This window comes from Alcaligenes sp. RM2, assembly GCF_052931795.1.
Genome location: NZ_JBRFIO010000002.1, coordinates 404284 through 430470, shown reverse-complemented (window position 1 = coordinate 430470; position 26187 = coordinate 404284). Strand labels below are relative to the sequence as shown.

Here is a 26187-nt window from a genome sequence, read left to right as displayed (position 1 = left end):
GCGTCAAGCCTTCTGGGGCGCGTAAAGCTGGCGGGTCGCCTGCTCAAAGTCGCCACGCAGCAAAGCAGGCATCATGACGCGGCAACGGTTCATACCGTCCTCGATCTCGCGCAGCTCTTCATTGCGAGGGGTATGCAGTACAAAGTTCACCACTTGCTGGGCCAGGCCCAAGGTGCGAGGGTGACCAATGCCCAGGCGCAAGCGCCAGAAATCCGGTGTCCCAAAGGCGGACTGGATGTCGCGCAGGCCGTTATGCCCGGCGTGCCCACCGCCTTTTTTCATCTTCACCTGACCGGGCAGCAAATCCAGTTCGTCATGCAGGACCAGCACCTGTTCGGGTTTGAGCTTGTAGAAACGCATCAAGGCACCGGCGGCTTGCCCGGACTTGTTCATGAAGGTAATGGGTTTGGCGATGATGACGTTTTCACCTTCAAAACGCGCTTTGGCCACCCAGGAGAAAAAGGATTTTTCCAGGTTGAACGTTGCATGCAGATCATCAGCCAACTGGTCTGCCAACCAAAAGCCCGCATTGTGACGGGTGGTTTCGTACTCAGGGCCAGGATTACCCAGGCCAACAATCAAACGGATAGGCTCAGACATGAATGTTTTCGCAGAAAGCGCCTGCTCCGGCAAAGGCGCAGGCACAAATAACAAACCCCCGCCAGCATACGCTGACAGGGGTTGATTCGCCAAGCTGCAAGCCGACCGAAGCCGGCTGGCAATCTTGATTACTCGGCGCTTTCTTCTGTTGCTTCCGAAGCAGCAGCACCACCGCCAACTGGCAAGGCAGCAGCCAGCAGAGGGTTGGCTTCGTTACCAGCGTAAGTAACACCACGTGGCAGCTTGATGCTGTCCAGGTGCACGTTGGCGTTGGCAGTCATGCCGCTCAGGTCCACAGTGATGGACGCTGGCAGGTTAGCTGGCAAGCAGGTGATTTCCAGCTCAGTCAGGATGTGGCTGATAACTTGGCTGCTCAGCTTGACGGCTGGGGACACATCGCCACCTTCAAAGTTCAGAGGAACTTTGGTGGTGATGGCTTGCGAAGCCAGAACGCGCTGGAAATCAACGTGCAGAACTTGCTGCTTGTAGGGGTGCCACTGAACCGAGCGCAACAGCACTTTTTCAGCTTTACCGTCCAGTTCCATCGTCAGGATGGAAGCGTGGAAGGCTTCTTTGCGCAGGTTGTGGTAGGTCTCGTTGTGATCCAGAGCGATCACGACGGGTTGTTCGTCGCCACCGTAAACGATAGCTGGAACCTGGCCAGCGCGACGCAGGCGGCGGCTCGCACCCGTACCCTGTACATCACGCGAAGTAGCGGTGAATTTCATGTAGAACTCCAATTGCAGAACGCTGAATACGTACTGCGGAAAGTGGTAGCGAACTACCAAGTTGACGTGCGCCGCGACCAGCGCACGCTAAAAAACTTAATCAGTGAACAAGGAGCTGACGGACTCGGCGTTGGAGATACGCAAGATGGTCTCGCCCAACAGTGCTGCACAGGACAGCTGGCGAATCTTGCTGCATTCACGTGCCTTGGCGGACAAAGGAATGGTGTCCGTTACAACCAGCTCGTTCAATTGGGACTGCGTAATACGTTCGATAGCTTCGCCCGAGAGCACAGGGTGCGTACAGTAGGCGTAAACCGCCTTGGCACCGCGCTCTTTCAGAGCTTCAGCCGCTTTGCACAGCGTACCGGCCGTATCCACCATATCGTCCATCAGGATGCAGGTGCGTCCATTGACATCACCAATGATGTTCATGACTTCGGAGACGTTGGCACGTGGGCGACGCTTGTCGATAATGGCCAGGTCCACTTCCAGTTGCTTGGCCAGTGCACGTGCGCGCACCACACCACCGATGTCAGGCGAGACAACCACCATATCCTGGTAGTTACAGCGCCAGATATCGCCCAGCAAAATGGGGGAAGCGTAGATATTGTCGACAGGGATATCGAAGAAACCCTGGATTTGGTCAGCGTGCAGATCCATCATCATGACGCGATCGACACCGACCACTTGCAACATATTGGCCACGACTTTGGCAGAGATCGACACACGCGCCGAACGGGGGCGTCGATCCTGGCGGGCGTAACCAAAGTAAGGGATGGCGGCGGTGATGCGACCGGCCGAAGCACGGCGCAAGGCATCGACCATCACCATGATTTCCATCAGATTGTCGTTGGTGGGAGCACAGGTGGGCTGCAGAACGAAAACATCGCGACCGCGCACGTTCTCGTTGATTTCAACCATGGCTTCCCCATCAGAGAAGCGACCCACCGTCATTTTCCCCAGCGACATATCAAGGTGGTTGACGACATCGACAGCAAGGCGAGGATTAGCCGTGCCGGTGAAGATCATGAATCGGTCTTGTGCCATGATGGGAGATAGATTTTGATGCAGGAAAAGCAAAGCTGTTGATCGAAACCCCTACAAGGAAACGACTCAACAGCTTTACATTATCGCAGGCTAGGCCTGAAAGGTGGCTGGGGAAGAAGGATTCGAACCTTCGCATGCTGGAATCAAAATCCAGTGCCTTAACCAGCTTGGCGATTCCCCAAATACTTACTTAATCCAGTCGCGTAGCGGATGATCTTGCAAACCTGAACAAACCCAAGTTTGTTCGACCAGCAATTTACCACTATTTGATTCTTCGCTACCAGAAAAATCTATTTTACTGCTATTTTGGTCAATTTCAAACTGACCTGTCTTGGCGCTTTGTTCGTCTCTGCACTCAACAAACAAACAAGAACCTGAGCCCGTAATTCTAGCATTCAATTTTAATCTTTGCAAGCCCTGTTTTAAATTTTTTAAACCAGGATAAAGACTGAATGCTACTGACTCCAGATTGTTTCTGCCAAAATAAGGATTGTCGTCCTTGGCTTGCCAGAATTTTTCTTGCCAATCAGTAAAGAACGTCATTGTGATGGGTTTTTCATCACGTGTCAAGCATTTGGAGGTAAATATTTCCCCCGTGGATATAAATTGCGGCGGACGGATGATGATGTAGTGTCGTGGCGGCATTTGAATGGCCTGCAACTGCTCGCCTATCCCTTGCGCAAATGCGGCCTGTCCGAATATAAAAACCGGCACATCAGCACCCAGGGGCAGGCCAATATCCATCAAGGCCTGACGGCTCAGCCCCAGGTTCCACAAACGGTTCAAGGCAATCAAGGTCGTGGCCGCATCGCTGGAGCCACCGCCCATCCCCGCTCCCGAAGGGATGTTCTTGATACAAGAGATGTCTACGCCTTGCCGAGTGCCCGTCGCTTGTTGCAGGGCACGAGCCGCTTTGATCACCAGATCCTGCTCAGGCTCCACATCGCTCAAGGTACTGTGTGCCCGATGGATCTGCCCATCGCTACGTGGTACGAAGCTCAGGTAATCATTCAGGTCGACAAAACGAAAAGCAGTTTGCAAGAAATGGTAGCCGTCCTCACGACGACCCGTGACGTGCAAAAACAGATTGATCTTGGCCGGAGCCGGGACGTTGTAGAGCGCCATTACACAAACCTGCTCGGGGCTTTACTGATCCACGACCAAACGCACGCTGATGGAGCGATTGGCCTCATGACGATTCAATTGCAGCAGGCGCGGGCCTTGTTCGTCGTAACGCGAGAGCGTCACACGCCAGCCGGACTGCTCGAAACTGCTTAGCTTTTGCTGATCATCCCGGCGTTCGCTTTGAACCGGGGCACTACCCGTGCGGCCATGCAGCCAGTCACGCAAGCCTGCAACAGGAACAGGACTGCCCAAGACCTGTTCAACCAGGGCATCGGGATGGGAGGCCATTTCCTGACTACCGTCTGTGCGTTCCAGAATGGCGCGCCCCGGTAACACCCAGACTCGCGCCAAGGTATTACCCAAAGGATTGCTCAAATCCAGCATCAGCTTTTGGCCGTCGTCGCGCCAGGAAAAGCCACCCTGCACGGCTTCGACCTGCGAGCTGGAGTGAGTCACGCTCAGCGCAAAACGGCCTGAACGAGACAAGGCGCTTGCCTCTTGCAACGCATCCGTAACGCTGCCAAGGTCAGATTTGGGCGGTGTCGCACAAGCACTGAGCAAAGCAACCAGGACCAAAGCCCCTGCTCGGGTCCAAGCCCGCTGTTTCAAGATACTCACGGCAGCGGTACTCCCAGACGCTTGATGGTTTCTGTCAGTGTTCGGTTTTCGGGGTCTTTGCTCAAGCCAGCCCGAAAGACCAGCATGGCATCATCACGACGGCCTTTGACCCACAGTACTTCACCCAAGTGGGCGGCAACGTCCGCTTCAGGCAGGCGCTCGTAGGAACGCTGCAAGTATTCCAGCGCGGCTTGCAGATCGCCAACACGGAACAGATACCAGCCTACGCTATCCAGAATATAAGGATTGTCCGGCTCCAGTTCCATGGCGCGTTCCAGCAAATCCTGGGCCTCGTCCAGACGGCGATTCTGATCCGCATAGGTGTAGCCCAAAGCGTTATACGCATTGGCATGGTCCGGGCGCAGCTCAATAACACGACGCATCAAGGTTTCAAACTTGTCGTGCTTGGCGCGCTGCTCGTACAACATGGCCAGGTTGTATTTGATCTCGGCGCTATCAGGCAACTCACGGTCCGCCCGCTCCAGCACTTCCAGAGCCTGGTCCGTACGACCGCTGTCTTGGTAGATAGAGGAATACGTCAAAGCCACAACGACCTGCTCGCTCATGTCGCGTGGGCGAGAGTTCTCCAGGGTACGACGTGCTTGCGGCAGATTGCCTTGGCGGGCTTGCAGGACGGCTTTATGAATCTGGGCCTGGAAACGCAGCGCGGGCTCTTCAATCAAGTCCAGCTGGCGAATGGCTTCGTTCATATCGCCCTGAGTTTCAGCAATTTGCACCAAGGACAAGCGGGCTTCAGAAATACTGGCCAAAGCCGTGTTGACGGCGTCGTTCAAGGACTGGCGGCGCTGCTGCTGGACCGCAATGTATTGCTCCAGCAATTTACGGGCCTGGTCAAACTCCTGGGCACGAATATGAATTTCGGCCTGGGTGTAGAGCAGATCAAAATCTTCAGGATTGGCGCGTTGCAAGGCGCTGACGATGGATTGGGCTTCGTCGAACTGCTGGCGCTCTACCAGACGGTTGGCCAGCAGCAGTTGCAACTTGCGGCTATCCGGATTGGCTCGCACAAAGATACGTGCACTTTGCAAGGCAGCCGAAGGATCAATCTTGATACCGTATTCCAGCACGCGCTGCGCGGCGGCTTCGGAATGCGGGTCCAGCTTCAGGGCTTCCCGTGCTTCGCGCTCGGCCCGGCTCATGTCCCCGGCGCTCCAGGCGGTATCCGCCAAGGCCAGACGGGCAATGGGCAAGGAGCGCACGGGTTGCTGCAAGGCCTTGTCCAGCACTTCCAGCGCCAAACGGCGATCCACCATCTTGCTGACCATGCTCATGGCTTGGACCACGGCCTGCTCTTTATCCTGGGCGCGAGAGATACGCAGCCACAAGGCATCGGCCAAGCCTTCGGTCTGACCGCTGGAGGCTTCCAGGGCCAGAGCCGTTGCTTTAGCTTCGGGATCATTCGGGGCCAGCAAGGCCCATTCTTTAGCGGCACGCAGCGCACGACCCAAATCACGGTCGGCCATGGCGTATTGAAAGGCGTTTTGAGCCAGGCGAGGATCGCTGGTGTCACGCGCCAAAGACAGGAAAGTCTGGCTGGCAACGTCGTATTCACCACGCGAAGCAGCCACTTCGGCAACCAGAATGCGATACAGAATGTCCGAAGTCAGGCTGACCAAAGGCAATTGCCCGCTGCGCAAACGAATCTTGTCAGCAGGCGGCTCCGCCTTGAGTATGGGAAGTGAGGGTTGGGCTTGCACCGAAACCGCTGCAAGCAACGACATCAGGCCCAGCTTTAGTGCTAAGGTCAGAGCATTCATCCAGAAAAACCCGTGCCCTGATACGCGCGACAAAACGCCCGATGGCACAATAAAGGAATCAGATTTGTTGATGGTATCACCCCCCCATGCCTGAACTGCCAGAAGTTGAAACAACTCGTCGCGGAATTGCGACGGTTATCCAGGGAAAAAATGTCCGACAATTCCTGGTTCACGAGCCCCGTCTGCGCTGGCCCGTGCCTGCCTCTTTGCCACAATGGATTGAAGGCCAGGTCGTCCGGAATTGCACGCGTCGAGGCAAATACTTGTTGTTGCATTTTGAACAAGGTGTCCAGATCGTCCATTTAGGAATGTCCGGCTCCTTGCGTCGTGTGGATCTGGATGAAGAACGCCGCAAGCATGATCATGCGGAATGGATCTTTGATGAGGCCCGCTTCCTGCTGCACGACCCACGACGATTTGGTGCGATATTATGGCATGCCCATAGGGACGGCCCTCTGGAAAACCACCTTTTACTACGTACTTTAGGCGTAGAGCCTTTCGATCCCCTGTTCACCCCCGAGTATCTGCACCGACATCTGCAAGGGCGGCGCGTCGCCATCAAACAGGCCCTGCTGGGCGGCAAGATTGTGGTGGGAGTCGGCAATATCTACGCTTCCGAATCCTTGTTCCTGGCCGGTATTCACCCCGAACTGCCCGCCGGTGAAGTTTCCTTGCATCGTTGCGAAAAACTGCACTCGGCCATCTTGAGCACCTTGCAATCCGCCCTGGACTCCGGGGGCAGCACCTTGCGCGATTACGTCAATGCAAGTGGTGAACCGGGCGCTTACTTCGACATTCACGCCAATGTGTATGAGCGTGCCGGCAAACCCTGCCCACGCTGCCAACAACCTATCAAACGGATAGTCCAAGGCCAACGCGCGACCTATTACTGCTCGCGCTGCCAGCGCCGCTAAACCCTCCCCCTTTTTTCTGACAGCGTCTGATGCCGGTTCCGGCAGGCAGGCGCTCGTCTGCTTTTTTTCCAACTAAGCCTACCCTATTCAGGTATTCACCTATATCTAACTGATTCGCCATAAACTAATCTGACACCATCCCTATCGACTGTGGAGTCATTTTCATGAGCAAGTCCTTCGCCTCGCATAACGACCTGGAAGACAAAGTCGTTGCCTTTGAAAAACTGTCCGACAACGCCTACGCCTACACGGCTGAAGGTGATCCCAACACGGGCATCATCATTGGTGACGAGGCCATTATGGTGATCGACACCCAGGCCACGCCTGTCATGGCTGAAGACGTGATTCGCCGCATCCGCGAAGTCAGCGACAAACCCATCAAGTATGTCTTGCTGTCGCACTACCACGCCGTACGGGTGCTGGGTGCCTCGGCCTACAACGCCCAGGAAATCCTGGCCAGCCGCGACACCTACGACCTGATCGTGGAACGTGGCGAGCAGGACAAGGCCAGCGAAATCGGCCGTTTCCCCCGCCTGTTCCGCAACGCCGAATCCATTCCTCCCGGCCTGACCTGGCCCACCATGACCTTTGAAGGTCATATGACGGTGGACCTGGGCAATCTGGAAGTACACCTGATGCAAGTGGGTCGTGGCCACACCAAGGGCGACACCATCGCCTGGCTACCCAAGCAAAAAATCCTGTTCGCCGGTGACCTGGTGGAATACCAATCCACCCCGTACGCAGGCGACTGCTACTTCCGCGAATGGCCCCGCACACTGGACCGTCTGGGCGACTTCAAAGCTGAACAAATGGTTCCTGGCCGTGGCCCTGCACTGAAAAACGCCACTGAAGTGCGTCAGGCCCTGGCCGGCACGCGCGCGTTTTTGACAGACCTGTACTCCAGCGTGCAGCAAGGCGCGGCAGCCGGTAAAGATCTGAAGACCATTTACCGCGAAACCTACGATTTCATGAAGCCTCGCTACGCAGACTGGGTCATTTTTGATCACTGCATGCCCTTTGACGTGTCCCGTGCCTACGACGAAGTCAACGGCCACGAAGACCCACGCATCTGGACCGCCGAACGCGATCTGGAGATGTGGAAACAACTCGAAGGTCAGTAAGACGCAAGGCCAGGGAGAAAGAAAATGGGAGACATTAATTACCAGACCCTGGAGCTGACGCAAGCGCCCCCACCGGCTACCCATGCCCGCCACCCCGTTGTGGTGGTGGGTGCCGGCCCGGTGGGGCTGACCATGGCCCTGGATCTGGCGGCCAAAGGCCACCGGGTCGTGATTCTGGACGACGACACCACGCTGTCCAAAGGGTCACGGGCCATTTGCTTTGCCAAACGCACCCTGGATATCTGGGATCGATTGGGCGTGGGCTCGCGCATGATGGACAAAGGCGTGTCCTGGAATGTGGGCAAGGTTTTTTTCCGCAATCAGGAAGTCTGGAGCTTCAATTTGCGGCCCGAAGAAGGCCACCAGCGCCCCGCCTTTATCAATTTGCAGCAGTATTACTGCGAAGGTTATCTCTACGAAGCAGTCTGCGCTCAGCCCCTGATCGAACTGCGTTCCGGCCATAAAGTGCTGAACGTGGTGAATCAGGCAGAAGGCGTGCATCTGGACGTAGAAACGCAGCAAGGCAATTACACCCTGGAAGCAGAATGGCTGCTGGCCTGCGACGGCTCGCGCTCGGCCATTCGCCGTGCTTTGGGTGAAAGCAGCAGCGGACGCGTATTCAAGGACCGTTTCCTGATTGCAGACGTGCGCATGCAAGCCGACTTCCCCGCCGAGCGCTGGTTCTGGTTTGACCCGCCCTTCCACCCCAATCAATCTGTCTTGTTGCACAGCCAGCCGGACAACGTCTGGCGTATCGACTTCCAATTGGGCTGGGATGCCGACCCGGTTGAAGCCGTCAAACCAGAAAACGTGCTGCCCCGCATTCGTGCCCTCCTGGGTGCCGACGCCCCCTTTGAGCTGGAATGGGTCAGCATTTACACCTTTGCCTGCGAGCGCATGGAGCGCTTTCGCCATGGCCGTATTCTGTTTGCCGGAGACTCGGCCCACCGTGTCTCGCCTTTTGGCGCACGCGGCGCCAACAGCGGTATCCAGGACGCCGACAACCTGGCCTGGAAGCTGAATCTGGTTCTGAATGCCCAGGCTCCCGACAGCCTGCTGGACAGCTACAGCCATGAACGTGAATTGGCTGCAGACGAGAACATTCGCCATTCCAGCCGTTCAACAGATTTCATCACGCCTAAAAGCGAAGTCAGCCGCCTGTTCCGTGATGCGGCCCTGATTCTGGCGCGTCGCCACGCCTTTGCCCGTGTACTGGTCAATAGCGGCCGCCTGTCCTTGCCCAGCGCCTACCCGGACAGCCCCTTGAATACGGCTGACACACACGAGTTCTCCGCCACGGCCACACCGCTAGGAGCCTGCGTCCCCGATGCACCTATAGAACAAAACGGTCAGCAAGGCTGGTGGCTGGGTCAATTGGGCAGCGGCTTCACTCTGCTGGAATTTGGCGAAGGCCAGGCCAGCCAGTCTGAAGTGGTAAACGAACTGGTCGCCCAAGGTCTCTTGACCCGCCTGCGTGTCTGGCCTGCTGGCACCAGCGCTACCCAGGCCCAGGGCGGCATCATCGACAGCCAGGATATGCTGCGTCAGCGTTACGACGCCCAACCCGGTTCCTGCTATCTGATTCGCCCCGATCAACACCTGTGCGCCCGCTGGCGTCATCTGGATGGGCAAGCTGTCCGGGCTGCCTTGCACAAAGCCTGTGGCCATTTCCTGGAGAGTGCTTCATGTCTACACTGAATACCGATACCCCCCTGGAACGGGCTGACGATTTCTACCAAATGTTGATCGATGCCCACCAAGGCCTGAGCACAGCACAAAGTCATGCCATGAATGCCGCTTTGGTGCTGTTGCTGTGCAATCATGTCGGCTCGCTGGATGTGATCAAGCAAGCCTTGGACGCCGCCCGCCAGACCTGCCTGGAGCAGGCTGCCTGAATCTGGAGACCCCTAATGAGCTCTTTGAATTATCAGATTGGTTTTGGTAACGCTTTTGCCACCGAGGCTCTGCCCGGTGCGCTGCCACTGGGACGCAACTCGCCGCAGCGCTGCCCTTACGGGCTGTATGCCGAGCAGTTGTCCGGCACGGCCTTTACCGCTCCGCGCGCCGATAACCGCCGCTCCTGGCTGTACCGCATTCGCCCCAGCGCCAAGCAAGGAGCATTTACGGCATTTGAAGGCGCTCCCCACTGGAACGAAGACTTTGGACAAGGCCCGGCCAACCCCAATCGCCTGCGCTGGAGCCCGCTGAATCTGCCCAGCAAGCCGACCGATTTTCTGGCTGGTGTCCATACCTGGGCAGGCAATGGCAGCAGCGACTCGCAAAGCGGCGTTGCCATCCATCTGTACGCCATCAACCAGTCCATGGGGCGGCGCGTGTTCTACAACGCCGACGCCGAAATGATGTTCGTGCCTGAACAGGGCCGCCTGCGTCTGGTCAGCGAATTGGGCATCATGGAAATCGAGCCTTGCGAGATTGCCGTCATACCGCGTGGCGTCCGCTTCAAGGTGGAGTTACTGGACGATGTGGCTCGCGGCTATTTGCTGGAGAACTTCGGTGCGCCTCTGCGCCTGCCGGAACTGGGCCCGATCGGCTCCAACGGCCTGGCCAATGCCCGTGACTTCAAAACGCCGGTAGCCTGGTACGAAGATGTCAGCGAGCCTCATGAGTTGGTCACCAAATTCACAGGCGGCTTCTGGGTTGCGCAACTGACGCACTCGCCGCTGGACGTCGTGGCCTGGCATGGCACGCACGCCCCCTACAAATACGATTTACGCGACTTCAATGTGATCGGCTCGATCAGCTACGATCACCCCGATCCCTGCATTTTCAGTGTATTGACCTCGCCCTCCGACACCCCCGGCACGGCCAACCTGGACTTTGCGATTTTCCCGCCACGCATTCTGGCCATGGAAAACACCTTCCGCCCACCGTGGTTCCACCGTAACTTCGCCAGCGAATTCATGGGCCTGATCCAGGGTGTGTACGATGCCAAGGCCGATGGCTTTGCACCCGGCGGCTCCAGCCTGCACAATTGCATGAGCCCGCATGGCCCCGATGCCAACACCTTTGACAAGGCCAGCAGTGCGGACTTGAGCAAGGCAGACTATCTGCGCGGTACCATGGCCTTTATGTTCGAAACCCGCAAAGTCATCCGCCCCTCGCCACAGGCCTTGCAAAGCGGCAGCCTGCAAGCCAATTACGATGCCGTCTGGGACGGACTGGAAAAACACTTCTCTACGGAACAAAAGGCATGACCCGACCTTATCTGAATGACACTCACGACCCCACGCTGCAAAGCTGGGTGCCCGGCGCCAACGAGGCCGATAACGGTTTCCCTATCCAGAACCTGCCCTTTGCCGTGGCCCGTCGCCGTGACAGTCAGGAAGACTTCCGCGTCATGGTGGCCATTGGCCCCTACGCGCTGGACCTGGGCCTGCTGGCCTGCGATACCCCCTGGCACGGCAAAGCCGCCGACGCCCTGGCCGCTTGCGTCAAACCTGCCCTGAACGGCCTGATGGCCTTAGGCCAGGAATACTGGAGCGCGCTGCGTGCCGCCTTGTCACATGACTTGCGCCAAGGCTCCTCAGCCGAGTCGCGCCTGCGCCCCATGCTGATCGAGCGCAGCAAGCTGGAATACGCCCTGCCCGCCCAAATTGGGGACTACACCGATTTCTATATTTCCGTGCACCACGCAACGGCGGTAGGCAAACAGTTCCGCCCTGATGCTCCCTTGCTGCCCAACTACAAGTGGGTACCCATTGGCTACCACGGCCGTGCCTCCAGCATCGGTGTGTCCGGCCAGCAATTCCCACGACCCGTCGGCCAGACCCGCCCACCCGAAGGGCAGGAGCAGCCCAATTTTGGTCCTTGCCAACGCCTGGACTTCGAACTGGAAATGGGCATTCTGATTGGCAAAGGCAACGAAGCCGGTCGCCGTATCCCTATCGCTCAGGCAGACGAGCACGTTTTTGGCCTGTGCCTGTTCAATGACTGGTCGGCGCGCGATCTGCAAGCCTGGGAATACCAGCCTCTGGGCCCCTTCCTGGCCAAGAACTTTGCCTCGACGATCTCCCCCTGGGTAGTGACGCTGGAAGCCCTGGCTCCCTTCCGTCGCCCCTTCAGCCGCCCCGAGTCTGATCCCCAGCCTCTGCCTTATTTGCAGGATCAGACCAACCAGGAAAGTGGCGTTCTGGACGTGGAACTGGAGGTGTACCTGAGCACCGAGCAGTCTCGCCAGCAAAAGAAAGACCCCGCTTTGCTCTCGCGCAGCAACTTCAAGGAAGCGTATTGGACTGTGGCCCAATTGGTCGCCCATCACAGCGTCAACGGCTGCAATCTGCAAACTGGAGACCTGCTGGGCACCGGCACCTTGTCCGGCCCGGCCAAGGGTCAGGAAGGCTCCTTGCTGGAAATGAACCAGGGCGGCAAAAACCCCATCGACCTGCCTTGGGGCGAACAGCGTAAATTCCTGGAAGATCAGGACGAGATCATCTTGAAAGGCCTGTGCCGTCAAGATGGCTACCCGACCCTGTCTTTTGGTGAATGCGCCGGTCGAGTATTACCTGCCGTGCCTTAAGTTCAAGGCACCAAAACCTGCGAAGGTCTGATTGGCAAGAGACGCTTGCTTGTGAACAACACCCCGCAGCCGCTACCTGGCTTCGGGGTGTTGTTACGTAAAACCTATAGAAACAGGCTCGCAAAAACAAAAAAGGGACTTGAATTCCCCTTTTGCAGATTCATAGAGCCACTAGGCAGGCAATTGCTTATGTCTGGCCCAAGACCAGAGGATATAAAACAGAACGCAGCCATACAGCCCCAGCACAGCGCCTGAAGCCAGCACCTGGCTAAGAAAATGGTAGCCCTGCATGATGCGTAGAAAGCCGAACAGCAAACCGGCGCTGATACCCAGCACAAAGCCCCCGGCGGCCAGTTTGCGGCAGCCTGTCATGACGCCCACAAAGAACAGGGACAGGAGCACAAAGCCGGATGCGGCATGAGCACTGGGCAAGGCATTGCCTGCCTCAGCCCAGGAATGCGCCCAGAAGTAGGTGGGCATGGATTCTGTACCGCCAAACATGGCCAGATTAAAGGGTCTTGGCATGGCGGTCAGATGTTTCAGGACGCCTACCATTAACGGGCCACTACCCATGAAGAAAGCCGCCCCCGCCCAAGCCAGTTGGCGGCGGGAACCCTTGGGCTGCCGCCAGGCCACGATCGTCCATACCACTGCGCCGCCAAAGGGAACGAACCACACCAGCCTGCGCCCGAATAAATCGACAAAAGGCTGCAATCGCCAGGAAAAATCCTGGACTTGTGGGTCATAGAAATAGGCACTGAGTGACAGGTCCGTTGCTGAACCCATCGTCACTGCCGCAACGATTCCCAAAACAGTAAAAAAAACGGCACTGGCAACGATATAAGGACGAAAAAACATCTACACACCAAGTAGCTTCAATCAATCGGGCAATACTTTACCGGGGTTCATGATCCCCAAAGGATCCAGCGCCGTCTTGATCTGCTTCATCAAGGCCAGGGAAACCGGGTCTTTATAACGGGGCAGCAGTTGGCGCTTGAGCTGGCCTACGCCATGTTCGGCACTGATGGAGCCATGGAAACGGTGCACGCTGTCATGGACCAGCGCATAGATCTCATCCTGACGCTTCAGCAGCTCTTCCTCCGTGAAGGCCGTGCCGCGCGCGACGTTGTAGTGCAGGTTGCCATCACCCAAGTGCCCGAATGTCACGTTTTCCAGACCCGGGAAGGCTTCTTGCAAAGCCTTGTCCGTCTCGTGCACGAACTGGGACATCACAGACACAGGGATGGACACATCATGCTTGATGCTTTTCCCATAGGCTTTCTCTGCCAGTGGAATGCTTTCACGCAAATGCCAGAGCGCCTTGCTTTGTGCGATGGTCTCGGCGATAACGGCGTCTTGCACCAGATCTTGCTCCAGAGCCTGACCGATCACGCTTTCAAAACGCTCGCGGGCATGCTCCAGGCTTTCGCTATCAGACAGCTCCAGCAAGGCATACCAAGCTGCTTTTTCAGCTGGGCCCTGGAAAGGCATGCGTTGATCGGGGTAGCAGTGCAACACAGCTTGCAAGCAGTTGCCTGCAATCAACTCAAAGCCCGTCAAGGAAGCGGCCAGACCCTGACGGGCCAGAGCCAGCACTTGTACGGCATCTTCAATTGTGTTGAGCGCCAGCAAAGCGGTGCACGCTGCTACAGGCTGGGGATACAGCTTGATGGTCGCGGCGGTGATGATACCCAGGGTGCCTTCGCTACCAATAAACAGGTTGCGCAGGTCGTAACCGGTATTGTCTTTGCGCAGCCCAAGCAGCCCATGCAGAATTTCACCTTGGGCAGTCACCACTTCCAATCCCAGGGTCAGGTCACGAGCATTGCCGTAACGCAAAACCTGTGTACCGCCTGCATTGGTGGCCAGATTGCCGCCAATCGTGCAGCTGCCTTCTGCGGCCAGACTCAAGGGGAACAGACGCTGATGATCGCGGGCGGCCTGCTGCACATTTTGCAAAATGCAGCCTGCTTCCACCACCATGGTATCGTTGTCGGTATCCACGCTGCGAATCTTGTTCAGGCGCTCCAAAGACAGCACCAGCGCAGTGGCGCTGTTGTCCGGCGTTGCGCCCCCGCACAAACCGGTATTGCCGCCTTGAGGGACAATAGGCACGCGGTGCTGCGCGCATAGACGCACAACCTGGGCCACTTCTTCCGTCGTTGCAGGCCGGGCCACCGCCAAGGCAGTACCGGTATAGCGTCCACGCCAATCCTCCAGGTACTGCTGCATGGATTGTCCTGTCAGCACATGTTGCTGACCAATACGCTGTTCAAGTTCGTTCAGAAAAGTCATGACCCAAGCCACTCAAGAAAAACAATCAGGCGCTCTTGCTGTCGCGCTACAGCTCTTAATGGTAACTCACGAAAGCCGGTGGCATTCGCGCTAAACTTCTTTCTTTGTGTATTCGTTCAGGACGTGACAGTGACCCACATTCCCGCTCTACCGACCGCTGTATTCAAAGCCTACGATATTCGGGGCACCGTTCCCGAGCAACTGAATCCCGACTTCGCCTACCAATTAGGTCTGGCCCTGGCGGCCTTGGCCCGTGAACAAAGCGTGCAAACCCTGGTAGTGGGTTACGACGGCCGCCACAGCAGCCCTGCTCTGTCTCGTGCCCTGCAACAAGGGATCCAGGCAGGCGGAATCAACACAGTCGATCTGGGTATGGTTCCTACTCCCGTCGTCTATTTTGCGGCCAATGTACTGGAAACCGGCTCGGGCGTAGCCATTACAGGTAGCCATAATCCGTCCAACTACAACGGCTTCAAGATGATGATGGCCGGCAAGACCTTGCACGGCCAGGATATCCAGGGCCTGATGAAACGCATGCAAGCCGGTATTGAGCCTGCGGCTCAAGCAGGTACTGGCGAGAAAAAGGACTTGCTGGACCAGTACGTCAGCACCATCGCCGAACGTGTCAAACTGGCCCGTCCCATGAAAATCGCCCTGGACTGCGGCAACGGCGTGGGTGGCGTCGTGGCTGCTCGCCTGTTCAAGGCCCTGGGTTGCGAAGTGGACATGCTGTTTGAAGATGTAGACGGCAGCTTCCCCAATCACCACCCGGACCCGGCCGAGCCGCACAACCTGCAAGACCTGATCTCCCATGTTCAAAACACGGACTGCGAAGTGGGTCTGGCCTTTGACGGCGATGCCGACCGCCTGGGTGTAGTGACTCGAACGGGTCAGATCATCTGGCCTGATCGTCAATTGATTCTGTACGCGCGCGATATTTTGCAGCGCGAACCTGGTTCCACGATTATTTTTGACGTGAAATGCAGCCGCCACGTCGCCCTGGAAATTGCCAAGGCCGGGGGTGAGCCCTTGATGTGGCAAACCGGCCATTCGCTGATCAAGGCCAAACTGGCCGAAACGGGTGCCCCTTTAGCTGGCGAAATGAGCGGCCACGTGTTCTTCAAGGAAGGCTGGTACGGCTTTGATGATGGCTTGTACACAGGCGCACGTCTGCTGGCGATTCTCTCGCGCGGTGACAACCCGACGGCAGAGTTGGAAGCCTTGCCGCAAGACCTGTCCACACCGGAACTGAAACTGCCGCTGGCCGAAGGTGAGCCTCATGCCTTGATCGCCCGCCTGCAAAAAGAAGGCCGTTTCCCCAGTTCCAATCAGCTCAACACGATTGATGGTGTACGTGCCGAGTACCCGGACGGCTTCGGTCTGGCTCGCGCCTCCAATACCACTCCAGTGATTGTGCTGCGTTTTGAGGCCCAGTCCCAAGAGGCGCTGGATCGGATCCAGGGAGAATTCCGGGCGGCACTGTTGGCTTTGAAGCCGGATGCAGCATTGCCTTTCTAAGGCCGTGGAAGTGCACTCATACCCAGATCCCTGCTCGCTGGTCTCTAGTCTCTAGTCTCCAGCGCAGTATAAAAATGCCTCCACGCGGCAACTTTGGCTTGCTGTCCCCCAAGGGGGCACTTTTTACCGGGACGACCAGCCTTGGGGCAGCCCAGCGATAAAAAAAGAGCTGCACTGCCTCTGAAACCTTGGATTCAACCCTAAGTCACAGCAAGCAGTTCAGCCCGTTTTTTATGCTTTGGCCCAGGACCAAGGCAGCCAAAGCCTTAACGGCTCAAATACTGATACAGATCCAGATGAGCCTCGCTGATACGGCCTATATCAAAAGCCTCTTCAGCCAGACGGCGGCTTTCCGCCCCCATGGCTTGCCGCTTGGCCGTATCTTCACCCAAGTCCATCACAGCCGCCGCCAAAGCCTGTGCATTACGTACTGGCACCAGCACGCCCGTTACTCCAGGTTCGATGGCATCACGGCAACCGGGTACATCCGTTGTAACCACCGCGCGCCCGCAGGCTGCGGCTTCTACCAAGGACTTAGGCAGGCCCTCACGGTAGGACGGCAGCACGGCAATGTGTGATTGAGCGTAAAGCTGCGCAATATCGCTACGTTCGCCCAGACACTCCACCACGCCCTGCTTTTGCCAGCTCTGCCACTCCTGATCGCTGATACTGGCCGGATTACCGGGGTCGGGACTGCCAGCCAGTACCCATTTAACCGGGCTACCTTGAGCAGCGCTGATGCGTGCAGCTTCAACAAACTCACGCACACCTTTATCTACCAGCAGGCGCGATACCATCAGGGCAACGGGCGGGCCTTCGGGCTCCGGCAAAGCCTGAAACTGATTCAAGTCCACGCCTGAGCCACGAATCAGGACGCACTGATCGCGTTTGACAACACGGTCTTCCAGCAAGACATCACGGTCATTGCTGTTCTGGAAAATCACGCGGCTATTCGGATGTCCCAAGGCAATGCGGTAAAGCTGCAGGGCAATCCAGCGCACCGGATCAAAGGACTTGTCGCGCTTGGTAAATACATAGCCCAGCCCGGATACAGCGGCCAGAAAACCAGGCACACCGGCCAGTCGCGCTGCAATCCCGCCGTACAGAACCGGCTTGATGGTGACCGCATGCACCAGCTCCGGACGCTCACGGCGAAACAAGCGCCATAGAGCCCAAATGGTGTGCAGCTCTTGCAATGGGTTGGTCCCGCTGCGTGTCATGGGCAAAGCATGGTGATGCAGGCCGTGACGCTCGATCTCGGCAACCGCCGGGCCGTCCATGGTGGCGACATGCACGTCATAACCCTCACGTTGAGCGGCTTGCGCCAAAGGCAAACGATGTGACAGGAAAAAAGCGGGGTTATTGACCACGAACATCAGCATGCGCGTTTTCTTGCTGGTTTCGTCCGTCAAGGCACTCAAGGCCTGACGGCTGCGCTTGCGCTTGGGGGGATACTGCGCCGTCAAGGTCTTCCAGGCCTGCGTGTAATTCTTGACCATGCCTTCCAGGGAGAACAGGCGGGCAACCCGTTCACGCGCATGCTCATGACGAGCCTGCCAGGAAGGCGCACCCAGTTCATCAACCGCGCTATTGATCGCGCCTGCCAAGGCTTCAGCATTGCTGGGGGGAACAATCCAGCCCTCATTACCGACGATCAAGGCAGCATCACCCACATCGGTGACCACATTGGACACCCCCGCAGCCATTGCTTCGCAGACCACGTTGGGAAAACCTTCTGCCGAGCTGGACAAGACATGCACGTCCAGCGCATTCATCAGGCGAGGGACATCGCTGCGTCGTCCCATCAGGATGACGCTCTCGCGCAACTGATGCTGATCCAGCAAGCGCATCAAGGTTTCGTTATTGCTGTCCATGCCATCGCCAATCAAAAGGCAACGCAAGCCCGGATGACGGTGCAGGCTGCGAGCTAAGGCGGCCAGCAGATTGGGATGATCTTTAAGCGGATTCCAGCGGGCCACACTGCCAATAACAGGCGTATCCAGTGACAGGCCCAATTCTTCGCGCACTTCTTCACGTGCCTGCGGGTCAGGATGCCAACGGCTTAGATCGTAGCCATTGGGAATCACTTTCATGATGTCCGCACGATAACCCCACTGCTTGTGACGTCGGGCGGCATTTTCTGCGCAGGACACAATCAAATTGGGAATAAAGCGTGACAGGCGGGCGCACAGCCAGGCCACCATACGAGCTTTCGGGCTGCCTTGATACAGATTCGCGCCGGAATTACGAATACCCCAGGACACAGCCGGAATCCCGACCAGTCGCGCTGCGGCACCACCGATCAGATCGGAGTGATACATCCAGGTCTGCACCACATCGGGCTGCAAATCGCGCAGCAAGCGCGTCAGCGATCGCAGACCTTTCAAAAAGCCCAGCGGCGAGTGCATGTGCAGGCAGTACAAAGGAATGTCTGCAGCCCGCAATTGCGGCCCGAAAACGTCTTCCTCGCCCAGAGAAATCACAATATGCTCGGTTTCTTGACCTGGCGCCGTCACCAAGCGAAACAAGACGGTTTCTGCCCCCCCCTGCCCCAGCCCAGCAATAATATGCACGACTCGCAAAGGCGGCGTTACTTTTTCCAGCTTGTCATCCACGGCGTCTGTTTCCTGATTCAACGACCTTGGCTGCATTGCACTCATGCTTTGGCTCCCTCTTCGATACCGCCACGGGCGGCCTGAAAGACCTGGTCCCAGTTAAGCAAAACCTGCTCTAGTTCATAACGCTGACGCACCGCTGCAGCGGCACGACGGCCCAAGACGCCCCGAAAGACGCCATCCCCCATCAGCTCGGCCAGGGCGGCAGTCAAGGCACCTTCATCCCCTACCGGCACCAGCAGGGCATCCTTGCCATCGGAACTGATTTCGCGCGGGCCGCTGGGGCAATCAACCGTCACGGCGGGCAGGCCCATGGCCATGGCTTCCAGCAACACGTTCGGAAAGCCCTCTACTTCCGAAGTCATGACAAAGGCATGGGAGCGCGCCATTTCCTGCCAGGGCTCAGCGGTCTTGCCGGCCAGTTCGATACGGTCGCCCGCGCCGGACATGGCAATCTGCTGCACCAATTGGGCTCGCTGCGGGCCATCACCCCAGATTTTCAATTTCCACTCCGGATGCTCGGCGGCCAGGCCTGCAAATACGCGGATCAAGACATCAAAACGTTTGGAGGGCACCAGACGCCCCATGGCCATCAAGGTGCAGTGACGGTTCTCCTCCACCCGCACCTCGCGCTGCACGGCATTCAAGGCCTGCGGCAAGGGGTTGGGAACCACCATGACCTGCTTCATGCCCGGCACCATGGCCTGGAACGCCGCCACACTGGCTCGGGTTTGCACAGTCACTACCTGCGCCTTGGGGTACAGACGGCGGCGCAGGCTTTGCAGCAGCTTGCCTGCGCTGCTGCTAAAGGCCGGGTTGGTGCGTTCACCCACCACAATAGGGACGCCCATGCCGCCCAGCCCCAGCAACACATTGATATTCACATTGGTCAGAAAAGACACGATGACATCAGGCTGTTTTTCATGCACCAGCTTGCGCATGGCGCGCAGCTTGGCCAAGGGTTTGGGCAACCAGCTACCGCGCATGCGATGGGCCAGCCACACCAGTTCCACCTTGGAGTCAATAGGGTAAAAGGCGCTGCCTCCTCCACTATAAGTAGGCACCAGGGTGACCTGATCGCCCCGCAAACCCCAGGCATTGGCCAGGGTGGAAGCGACGCGCTCGGCGCCGCCTGCGTTCAGGGAGCTGACGAAAAACAGAATATTCACTGGGCCTCCGTGGGCTCATCGACCGGGTAGCTTGGGCCTGCTGGCACTAGGCAAAGCGCCATTTTAAGGCCGACGCAAGCACTGTTCCAACACTTGCTGCCATAGCGCCAGAACTCGGGCCGAGGAAAAACGATCGCGCACATCCGTGGCGCGGCGTGCCAATCGCTGACGCTTGTCGTCGTTGGACATCAGGTCGGATAAATGGGCTGCCAGGGCTTCCACGTCTTCAATCGGGCGTACCAAGACGCCGTCAATATTGGCGCGGATAATCTCGCGCGGGCCGGTATCGCAATCAAAGGCAACCGCGGTCAAACCGCTGGCCATGGCTTCCAGCAGGCTGTTGGACAAGCCTTCCATGCGGGAGCTGAGTACATACAGATCAGACTGCTCGTACCAGTCCGCCATATTGCCGACGCGGCCGGGAAGCTGAATCCGCTCTTGCAGCTCCAACTCTTCAATTCGTGCTTCCAGAGGAGCACGCTGCTCGCCTTCGCCCAGAATCACCAAGTCCCAGTCCGGGAAATAGTTGGACAACATGGCAAAGGATTCGATCAGGGTGTCAAACCCTTTAACCGGGTGCAGTCGCCCCACAGCCAGCAAACGTTTGCGGCCTTCTGGCAGTTCGGGCACCGGCACGACAGGCTCGGCACTATCCATAGGCCAGCGTACGGCATTAGGAATTACCTGAACCTGGCTGCCGGGCACATGCTCGCGCAACCAGTCTGCAGTACCAGCAGTCAGCGCGATCACGGCATGAGCTTGCGGATAGGTACGCAAACGGGCTTTTTGCCAGAAAGAGGACAAGGACTGGGAGGGCGGATGCGTATGCTCGGTAGCAATCACCTTGCAGGGCAAGCCTTTGGCGGCAGAAATGGCCAGCACAGAAGAAGTCGTCATCATCCCCAGCACCACATCGGGCTTGTTCTTGCGTATCAGGGATCGCACCCGGCTCACGCGCCGCCAGTTCTTCCACAAGGCATCCAGGCGGCCACGACTGCTGCCTGCCGTTCCCAGCACGTGGCGCTCTACGCCCTCTGCTACGGTATACGCGTCTTTGTCACGGCCGGCCTGCGTCACCAGAGACACTCGATAGCCGCGTGCCACCCAGGCTGCGCTTAAATCGACGGCGACACGTTCTGCCCCGCCCCCACCCAAAGAGTGGATAAGCAGCATGATATGAGGGCGAACTCCCGAATGACTGTGCACGTTTTCCTATTCCTGCGAACCAGACGCAAAGGCACTGGCTGGCTTCAAAGCCAAGATGAAATAACAAGTGAAAGAAGCCGCATACATCAGGCTGGTCGCCAGCATGATGCCCGACGGACCCATGCGCGCCGCCAGAATCGGGTTCAGGGCCGCTTTCACCAAAAAATTGATCACGGCAATAATTGCCATGGATTTATACCGGTTCTGACTGGCCAGTAACTGCACCAGAATCAGCACCCCAAAATAAAAAGGCAGTTGCACCAGTCCCCAGCTAAAAACCTGGGCGACGGTAGCCGTATCCTGCGCGGTAAACGCGCCACGTTCAAACAGCAGTGCCACGCCCCAAGGAGCCAGCAGGACGCCGATGGCCGCCGCTACTCCACCAGCCGCCAACATCATGACCGACCATTTCAAGGCCATGGAACGAGCACGGGCGTTATCGCCCCGGCTTTGAATATCAGCCAGCACAGGCAAGGCAGCACGGCCTACAGAGGCCGCCCCCACACCTAGAACCAGGGCCAGCAAGCGCGTGGCATAACCCAAGGTCGCGTTGGCATTCGCGCCCAGATTGGCCGCCGTATATTGGTCGATAGGGCCGACAAAGCTCATGGCAACCTGCCCCACCAGCATGATCGTGGCGGCCTTGAGCAAATCCGGCCACTGTTCGGCACGCAAGCTGATCGTGGGACGAGCCCAGATCTGATCAGCCCGAGAAGCCAGAATCATCAGCCACACGGCCTGGATCGTCATACCCAGCAAGGTGCCCCACAACAAGGGGCCAATGCCGGCATTGGCCCCTGCGGCCAGCACCCAGATCAGGATGACAAAGGCAGGAACACTTTCCAGCAGGGTGTTGATGTGACGCTCATGCGCCCGCAAACGGGCGGCACTCAGGCCAATCATCAGGGTCAGAACCGCCGCTGGCGCAAAGGCAAACAGCAGTTCCTGGCTCATTTCATGGACTGCAGGACTTAAACCCTGTCCCGTCCATTGCAGCACCCAGGGCCAGCTAATCCAGATCAATGCACCCAGCACGCAGCCCAGCACAATGCACCAGGCCTTGAGTTCACCCAGAAAACGGCTGCGCGCTGCCGGTTCCAGACGATGCAAGCGCACCAGAACGGGAATCAGCACAACGGACATGGAGCCAACGATTGTCACTGGCAGCCAATTGGCCATGACCATCGTGAACTGATAGGCATCGACTACATCGCTCACACCGTAGCGATAAGCCACCGCCATTTCTTTGAAAGCGCCCGCTGCCTTGCCCAGCAACAGAAAAAACGCCACCCGCATCGCCCCCAGGGCGATGCGACGGTGGTCGTCATGCAAACTAGACAGACGTGCTTTCAGGCTGGCCCAAATCAACTCAGAAACGCCACGTACCAGGGCATGGCTGTATTCAGGCCCTGCAAAATCGTGTGAGTCGGCTCGTAACCCAATTGGGTGCGAGCCTTAGTGATATCGGCTTGAGAGTGCAGCACATCGCCCGCGCGGAAGTCCGCATAGATGGGCTGTTTGGTGTAGTTCACACCATTTGCACTCAAGGTCTGCTTCAAGTGCTCGAACAGCTCATTCAAACTGGTGCGAGCATTGACGGCCACGTTATAGACTTCGGCCACAGCAGGTTTTTGCTGCACGGCGGCCAGGATATTCATCTGAATAACGTTGTCGATAAAGCAGAAATCGCGGCTGGTTTGGCCATCCCCATTGATTTGCACATCCTGGTTCTGGATCATGGCCGATACCCATTTGGGGATCACCGCAGCGTAAGCACCATTGGGGTCCTGACGTTTGCCAAATACATTGAAGTAACGCAGGCCCACGCTGGAAAAGCCATAGGCACGGGCAAACACGTCCGCATACAGCTCGTTCACGAACTTGGTGACGGCGTAGGGAGACAGTGGACGACCAATCGTATCCTCCACCTTGGGCAAACCGGGATGGTCGCCATAGGTGGAACTGGAAGCCGCATAAACAAAGGCTTTAACCTGTTCGTCACGCGCAGCCACCATCACGTTCAAGGCGCCGTTCACGTTGACCTCATTGGAAGTCAGCGGATCGTTCAAGGAACGAGGCACCGACCCCAAAGCGGCCTGGTGCAGCACATAGTCCACGCCTTTAACAGCTTCGCGACAGGTATCCAGATTGCGGATATCGCCTTCAATAAAGCGAAAACGGGCCCAGCGCTCGGCACCAACCTGATCGCGCACTTCGTCCAGGTTGTATTGATGGCCGGTTGCAAAGTTATCCAGACCTACCACCTGCTGATCCATTTTCAGCAGGGCTTCCAGCAGGTTGGAACCGATAAAGCCGGCACAACCCGTAACCAGCCAGGTTTTAGGCTGATTACGCAGTTGCTGGCTCGCCTGTTCAAATGCAGCGCTCATAATGCTTTCCAAAATTAAAGACGCAGATCGGATTGTTCGCGATCAAACACATACTTCAAGTCGTAGAGCACATGCTCGGGCTTGCCCCATTGGCGCACACCTTCCACACCCAATTCCTTGAACTGCTTGTGGGCCACAGCCACGATCACCCCGTCGTACTCACCCGCTTTAGGAGTCTCGACCGGAGTAATACCGTATTCATGTTGCGCTTCTTTAGGGTCAACCCATGGATCGTATACATCTACGTGAACATCGTATTGCTTGAGTTCATGCACGATATCGACAATACGGGTGTTACGCAGGTCCGGGCAGTTTTCTTTAAAGGCCAGACCCAGCAACAAGACGCGCGAACCTTGCACCTGAATGCGGCGCTTGGTCATGGCTTTAACCAGTTGGGAGGCCACATAGCCGCCCATGGAGTCGTTCAGACGGCGGCCAGCCAGAATGATCTCGGGGTGGTAGCCAATGGCTTGCGCCTTGTGGGTCAGGTAGTACGGGTCCACGCCAATGCAGTGACCACCCACCAGACCAGGACGGAAAGGCAGGAAGTTCCACTTGGTGCCCGCCGCTTCCAGCACGTCCAGGGTATCGATGCCCAGACGGTTGAAGATCAGAGCCAATTCGTTGATCAGGGCGATATTCACGTCGCGCTGGGTGTTCTCGATCACCTTGGCCGCTTCTGCCACACGAATGGAGCTAGCCTTGAAGGTACCCACCACAATGATCTCGCGGTACAAGGCGTCGACCAATTCAGCGACTTCAGGGGTCGAGCCGGAAGTGACTTTCTTGATGGTGGAGACGCGGTGTTCCTTGTCGCCTGGATTGATACGCTCCGGGCTGTACCCCGCGTAGAAATCTTCGTTAAAGCGCAGGCCCGACACTTGCTCCAGCACAGGCACACACACTTCTTCGGTCGCACCGGGGTAAACCGTGGACTCGTAAACCACGATGTCACCACGCTTGAGCACTTTACCGATGGTCTCGGAAGCGCGGACCAGAGGAGTCAGATCAGGCTGTTTGAATTCATCGATAGGCGTGGGCACCGTCACAATGAACACATTGGCCTGGGCCAGTTCATCGGCCTCGCAGGAGTAGCTCAAGCCACTGGCCTGGGCCAGTTCTTCGCTCTCGACCTCCAACGTGCGGTCTACCCCTTCCTTGAGTTCGGCGACACGACGCGCGTTAATGTCAAAACCAATAACGGAACGCTTTTTGCCAAACTCTACAGCCAAAGGCAAACCGACATATCCCAAGCCGATGACGGCCAGTTTCACATTCTCAAGTTGCAACTTCATTCTCCAGTTAGCGCTATGCGCAAGGAATAATCTCGAACGCCTGACAGTATCAGTCCCGATCTATCCGCCGCCGTACCGAGGGTAGCAGCAGCCAGGAAGGGCGACGCCACGAAACCAGACGGGAATAGAGCCAGATATAAACCAGTGAGAAGGCCAGCATGCTGGCACACAAAGCCCAAGTATTGTCCCACCAGATCGTGGCTGGTACCAAACCGATCAGGGCCAGTACCCACAGGTAAGGCGAGGTCATGGCATTACAAAACGCGGGCAAGGCTCCGCCACTGTCACGACTGAACGTGGAACGCACCAGACGACGGAACACCAGTTGATGCAGGTGCAGCGCGTCCGGCTGATCCACAGGCACACCGCGTTTGAAACGGCGACGCCAGATCGAAAACATGGTTTCAAAAACAGGGTAAAACAGCACGGCCAAGGCGTAAAACGGCGACACACTGGGGTTGCGCACCACCAGTTGCACAGCCAGTTCAGCCAGCATGAAGCCCAGGAAATATGCGCCCCCATCCCCCAGAAAGACCCGTCCAAAAGGAAAGTTCCATACCAGAAAGCCCAGGGTGGCCGACGCCAGCGAGGCGGCAATCAGGAAAATCGGAATGTCCTGCACCTGCAAGGCCACCAGAGCCAGGGACAGCGCCATCAAGGTGGCGATCATGCCGGCCAGGCCATTCATACCGTCAATAATATTCAGGGCATGGGTACAGCCGCCTACCGCAATCATGGTAAAGAGCAGCGAAATGGGCCAGAAACCCAGAACCCAATCAGCCCAGCTCACCCCAACACGCGACACACCACCCAACAGCCACCAGGCAATCGCGGCCGACAGGAAAGCGGCCAGCAAGCGTTTCAGAGAACCTACGTCCTTGGTGATGTCCTCGACCAGGCCCGCCACAAATACCGGCATGGCAGCCAGAAACAAGACCGGCCACAGCCAGGTCAGTGTCATATTGCTGGGCCCAAGGACCAGCAAGCCAGCCAAACTGCCTGCCACCACGGCCAGACCACCCACACGCGGGGTAGGACGAGAATGGGACGCTTGGGGTTTACTAAGGTCGCTGTCCCCGGTCAGACGGCCATGCCAACGTTCGGAGGCCACGATCAGCCCGCCGACCATAAAAGCCACGACACAGATATACAACCAGGTAAGAGACTCCCCCATCTGAGGTAAAGACACCGCAAAACACCTGCTAGGTTAGGAACTACACATTATCAACCT

At 57.4% G+C, this 26187-nt stretch carries 22 protein-coding genes, 1 tRNA gene and 1 pseudogene; 7 read left to right on the top strand and 17 right to left on the bottom strand.

Translation table 11 applies throughout. From position 1 onward, the window contains the following. Nucleotides 1-3: 3 nt before the first annotated feature. The 7 genes from pth to ACU6HM_RS08735 all read right to left on the bottom strand — a co-directional run bounded on the left by pth (nt 4) and on the right by ACU6HM_RS08735 (nt 5860). Nucleotides 4-600, bottom strand: a complete 597-nt coding sequence (pth, locus tag ACU6HM_RS08765; RefSeq protein ID WP_009461083.1) for an aminoacyl-tRNA hydrolase — start codon at nt 598-600, stop codon at nt 4-6. 128 nt (nt 601-728) lie between these two features. After that, entirely contained in the window at nt 729-1328 is a 600-nt protein-coding gene (locus tag ACU6HM_RS08760) for a 50S ribosomal protein L25/general stress protein Ctc (protein WP_009461084.1), read from the bottom strand. A gap of 96 nt (nt 1329-1424) precedes the next feature. Next, nucleotides 1425-2375: a ribose-phosphate pyrophosphokinase gene (locus ACU6HM_RS08755; RefSeq protein ID WP_009461085.1), complete on the bottom strand. Its 951-nt coding sequence runs from the start codon at nt 2373-2375 to the stop codon at nt 1425-1427. 104 nt (nt 2376-2479) lie between these two features. Beyond that, nucleotides 2480-2556, bottom strand: a tRNA-Gln gene (locus ACU6HM_RS08750). Between the two features lie 5 nt (nt 2557-2561). Next, nucleotides 2562-3500, bottom strand: coding sequence for a 4-(cytidine 5'-diphospho)-2-C-methyl-D-erythritol kinase (gene ispE, locus ACU6HM_RS08745; RefSeq protein ID WP_336973235.1), 939 nt, complete (start codon nt 3498-3500; stop codon nt 2562-2564). A 21-nt stretch (nt 3501-3521) separates the two neighbouring features. Beyond that, nucleotides 3522-4112, bottom strand: coding sequence for an outer membrane lipoprotein LolB (locus tag ACU6HM_RS08740; protein WP_128831687.1), 591 nt, complete (start codon nt 4110-4112; stop codon nt 3522-3524). 2 nt (nt 4113-4114) lie between these two features. Further along, complete coding sequence (locus ACU6HM_RS08735) at nt 4115-5860, bottom strand: tetratricopeptide repeat protein (protein WP_446763678.1); 1746 nt, start codon at nt 5858-5860, stop codon at nt 4115-4117. Nucleotides 5861-5982: 122 nt separating this feature from the next. On the opposite strand from ACU6HM_RS08735, the gene mutM reads away from it, so the two are divergent. The 6 genes from mutM to fahA all read left to right on the top strand — a co-directional run bounded on the left by mutM (nt 5983) and on the right by fahA (nt 12468). Further along, nucleotides 5983-6810 carry a bifunctional DNA-formamidopyrimidine glycosylase/DNA-(apurinic or apyrimidinic site) lyase gene (gene mutM, locus ACU6HM_RS08730; protein WP_009461089.1) on the top strand — a complete coding sequence of 276 codons (828 nt, stop codon included), beginning with the start codon at nt 5983-5985 and terminating at the stop codon, nt 6808-6810. A gap of 164 nt (nt 6811-6974) precedes the next feature. Further along, a complete protein-coding gene (locus ACU6HM_RS08725) occupies nt 6975-7931 on the top strand; it encodes an MBL fold metallo-hydrolase (RefSeq protein WP_009461090.1) in 957 nt (318 codons plus the stop codon). Between the two features lie 24 nt (nt 7932-7955). Next, the gene (locus tag ACU6HM_RS08720; RefSeq protein ID WP_088451163.1) at nt 7956-9629 is read left to right on the top strand and encodes an FAD-dependent oxidoreductase; all 1674 of its coding nucleotides are present in this window, start codon (nt 7956-7958) and stop codon (nt 9627-9629) included. Further along, a complete protein-coding gene (locus ACU6HM_RS08715; protein ID WP_009461092.1) occupies nt 9617-9826 on the top strand; it encodes a DUF2783 domain-containing protein in 210 nt (69 codons plus the stop codon). The genes ACU6HM_RS08720 and ACU6HM_RS08715 overlap by 13 nt, the downstream gene beginning before the upstream one ends. Before the next feature lie 15 nt (nt 9827-9841). Further along, the gene (gene hmgA / locus ACU6HM_RS08710; RefSeq protein ID WP_446763677.1) at nt 9842-11146 is read left to right on the top strand and encodes a homogentisate 1,2-dioxygenase; all 1305 of its coding nucleotides are present in this window, start codon (nt 9842-9844) and stop codon (nt 11144-11146) included. Beyond that, on the top strand, nt 11143-12468 hold the full coding sequence (gene fahA / locus ACU6HM_RS08705; RefSeq protein WP_446763676.1) for a fumarylacetoacetase: 1326 nt from the start codon (nt 11143-11145) through the stop codon (nt 12466-12468). The genes hmgA and fahA overlap by 4 nt, the downstream gene beginning before the upstream one ends. A gap of 171 nt (nt 12469-12639) precedes the next feature. On the opposite strand, the gene ACU6HM_RS08700 is transcribed toward fahA, so the two are convergent. Both ACU6HM_RS08700 and ACU6HM_RS08695 read right to left on the bottom strand, forming a co-directional pair. Then, entirely contained in the window at nt 12640-13326 is a 687-nt protein-coding gene (locus ACU6HM_RS08700; protein ID WP_446763675.1) for a phosphatase PAP2 family protein, read from the bottom strand. A 21-nt stretch (nt 13327-13347) separates the two neighbouring features. Then, entirely contained in the window at nt 13348-14763 is a 1416-nt protein-coding gene (locus ACU6HM_RS08695) for an FAD-binding oxidoreductase (RefSeq protein ID WP_009461095.1), read from the bottom strand. 129 nt (nt 14764-14892) lie between these two features. Between ACU6HM_RS08695 and ACU6HM_RS08690 the strand changes: the two genes are divergently transcribed. After that, nucleotides 14893-16281: a phosphomannomutase/phosphoglucomutase gene (locus ACU6HM_RS08690; RefSeq protein ID WP_060186277.1), complete on the top strand. Its 1389-nt coding sequence runs from the start codon at nt 14893-14895 to the stop codon at nt 16279-16281. Nucleotides 16282-16547: 266 nt separating this feature from the next. Here the strand turns inward: ACU6HM_RS08690 and ACU6HM_RS08685 are convergent, their stop codons facing one another. The 8 genes and pseudogenes from ACU6HM_RS08685 to ACU6HM_RS08650 form a co-directional block, all read right to left on the bottom strand. Next, nucleotides 16548-17663, bottom strand: a complete 1116-nt coding sequence (locus ACU6HM_RS08685) for a glycosyltransferase family 4 protein (protein ID WP_031232434.1) — start codon at nt 17661-17663, stop codon at nt 16548-16550. 207 nt (nt 17664-17870) lie between these two features. Next, nucleotides 17871-18932: pseudogene (locus ACU6HM_RS08680) on the bottom strand (glycosyltransferase family 4 protein); the annotation flags it as partial. A 5-nt stretch (nt 18933-18937) separates the two neighbouring features. Next, nucleotides 18938-20065, bottom strand: a complete 1128-nt coding sequence (locus ACU6HM_RS08675; protein WP_009461098.1) for a glycosyltransferase family 4 protein — start codon at nt 20063-20065, stop codon at nt 18938-18940. A gap of 63 nt (nt 20066-20128) precedes the next feature. Next, nucleotides 20129-21238: a glycosyltransferase family 4 protein gene (locus ACU6HM_RS08670; protein WP_060186276.1), complete on the bottom strand. Its 1110-nt coding sequence runs from the start codon at nt 21236-21238 to the stop codon at nt 20129-20131. Between the two features lie 39 nt (nt 21239-21277). Beyond that, nucleotides 21278-22639 carry a murein biosynthesis integral membrane protein MurJ gene (gene murJ, locus ACU6HM_RS08665; protein WP_009461100.1) on the bottom strand — a complete coding sequence of 454 codons (1362 nt, stop codon included), beginning with the start codon at nt 22637-22639 and terminating at the stop codon, nt 21278-21280. Then, nucleotides 22636-23661 carry an SDR family oxidoreductase gene (locus ACU6HM_RS08660; RefSeq protein ID WP_022983250.1) on the bottom strand — a complete coding sequence of 342 codons (1026 nt, stop codon included), beginning with the start codon at nt 23659-23661 and terminating at the stop codon, nt 22636-22638. Before ACU6HM_RS08660 ends, murJ begins: the two co-directional genes overlap by 4 nt. A 14-nt stretch (nt 23662-23675) precedes the next feature. Further along, nucleotides 23676-24956, bottom strand: coding sequence for a Vi polysaccharide biosynthesis UDP-N-acetylglucosamine C-6 dehydrogenase TviB (gene tviB / locus ACU6HM_RS08655; RefSeq protein ID WP_022983251.1), 1281 nt, complete (start codon nt 24954-24956; stop codon nt 23676-23678). Nucleotides 24957-25005: 49 nt separating this feature from the next. After that, nucleotides 25006-26130: an MraY family glycosyltransferase gene (locus tag ACU6HM_RS08650; protein ID WP_009461102.1), complete on the bottom strand. Its 1125-nt coding sequence runs from the start codon at nt 26128-26130 to the stop codon at nt 25006-25008. Between the last annotated feature and the right edge of the window lie 57 nt (nt 26131-26187).

Bases quoted from the DNA above. Each gene is read 5' to 3' on its own strand.
- pth (WP_009461083.1), bottom strand. From the start codon at position 600: ATGTCTGAGCCTATCCGTTTGATTGTTGGCCTGGGTAATCCTGGCCCT.
- ACU6HM_RS08760 (WP_009461084.1), bottom strand. From the start codon at position 1,328: ATGAAATTCACCGCTACTTCGCGTGATGTACAGGGTACGGGTGCGAGC.
- ACU6HM_RS08755 (WP_009461085.1), bottom strand. From the start codon at position 2,375: ATGGCACAAGACCGATTCATGATCTTCACCGGCACGGCTAATCCTCGC.
- ispE (WP_336973235.1), bottom strand. From the start codon at position 3,500: ATGGCGCTCTACAACGTCCCGGCTCCGGCCAAGATCAATCTGTTTTTG.
- ACU6HM_RS08735 (WP_446763678.1), bottom strand. From the start codon at position 5,860: ATGTCGTTGCTTGCAGCGGTTTCGGTGCAAGCCCAACCCTCACTTCCC.
- mutM (WP_009461089.1), top strand. From the start codon at position 5,983: ATGCCTGAACTGCCAGAAGTTGAAACAACTCGTCGCGGAATTGCGACG.
- ACU6HM_RS08725 (WP_009461090.1), top strand. From the start codon at position 6,975: ATGAGCAAGTCCTTCGCCTCGCATAACGACCTGGAAGACAAAGTCGTT.
- ACU6HM_RS08720 (WP_088451163.1), top strand. From the start codon at position 7,956: ATGGGAGACATTAATTACCAGACCCTGGAGCTGACGCAAGCGCCCCCA.
- ACU6HM_RS08715 (WP_009461092.1), top strand. From the start codon at position 9,617: ATGTCTACACTGAATACCGATACCCCCCTGGAACGGGCTGACGATTTC.
- hmgA (WP_446763677.1), top strand. From the start codon at position 9,842: ATGAGCTCTTTGAATTATCAGATTGGTTTTGGTAACGCTTTTGCCACC.
- fahA (WP_446763676.1), top strand. From the start codon at position 11,143: ATGACCCGACCTTATCTGAATGACACTCACGACCCCACGCTGCAAAGC.
- ACU6HM_RS08700 (WP_446763675.1), bottom strand. From the start codon at position 13,326: ATGTTTTTTCGTCCTTATATCGTTGCCAGTGCCGTTTTTTTTACTGTT.
- ACU6HM_RS08695 (WP_009461095.1), bottom strand. From the start codon at position 14,763: ATGACTTTTCTGAACGAACTTGAACAGCGTATTGGTCAGCAACATGTG.
- ACU6HM_RS08685 (WP_031232434.1), bottom strand. From the start codon at position 17,663: ATGCTGATGTTCGTGGTCAATAACCCCGCTTTTTTCCTGTCACATCGT.
- ACU6HM_RS08670 (WP_060186276.1), bottom strand. From the start codon at position 21,238: ATGCTGCTTATCCACTCTTTGGGTGGGGGCGGGGCAGAACGTGTCGCC.
- ACU6HM_RS08660 (WP_022983250.1), bottom strand. From the start codon at position 23,661: ATGAGCGCTGCATTTGAACAGGCGAGCCAGCAACTGCGTAATCAGCCT.
- tviB (WP_022983251.1), bottom strand. From the start codon at position 24,956: ATGAAGTTGCAACTTGAGAATGTGAAACTGGCCGTCATCGGCTTGGGA.
- ACU6HM_RS08650 (WP_009461102.1), bottom strand. From the start codon at position 26,130: ATGGGGGAGTCTCTTACCTGGTTGTATATCTGTGTCGTGGCTTTTATG.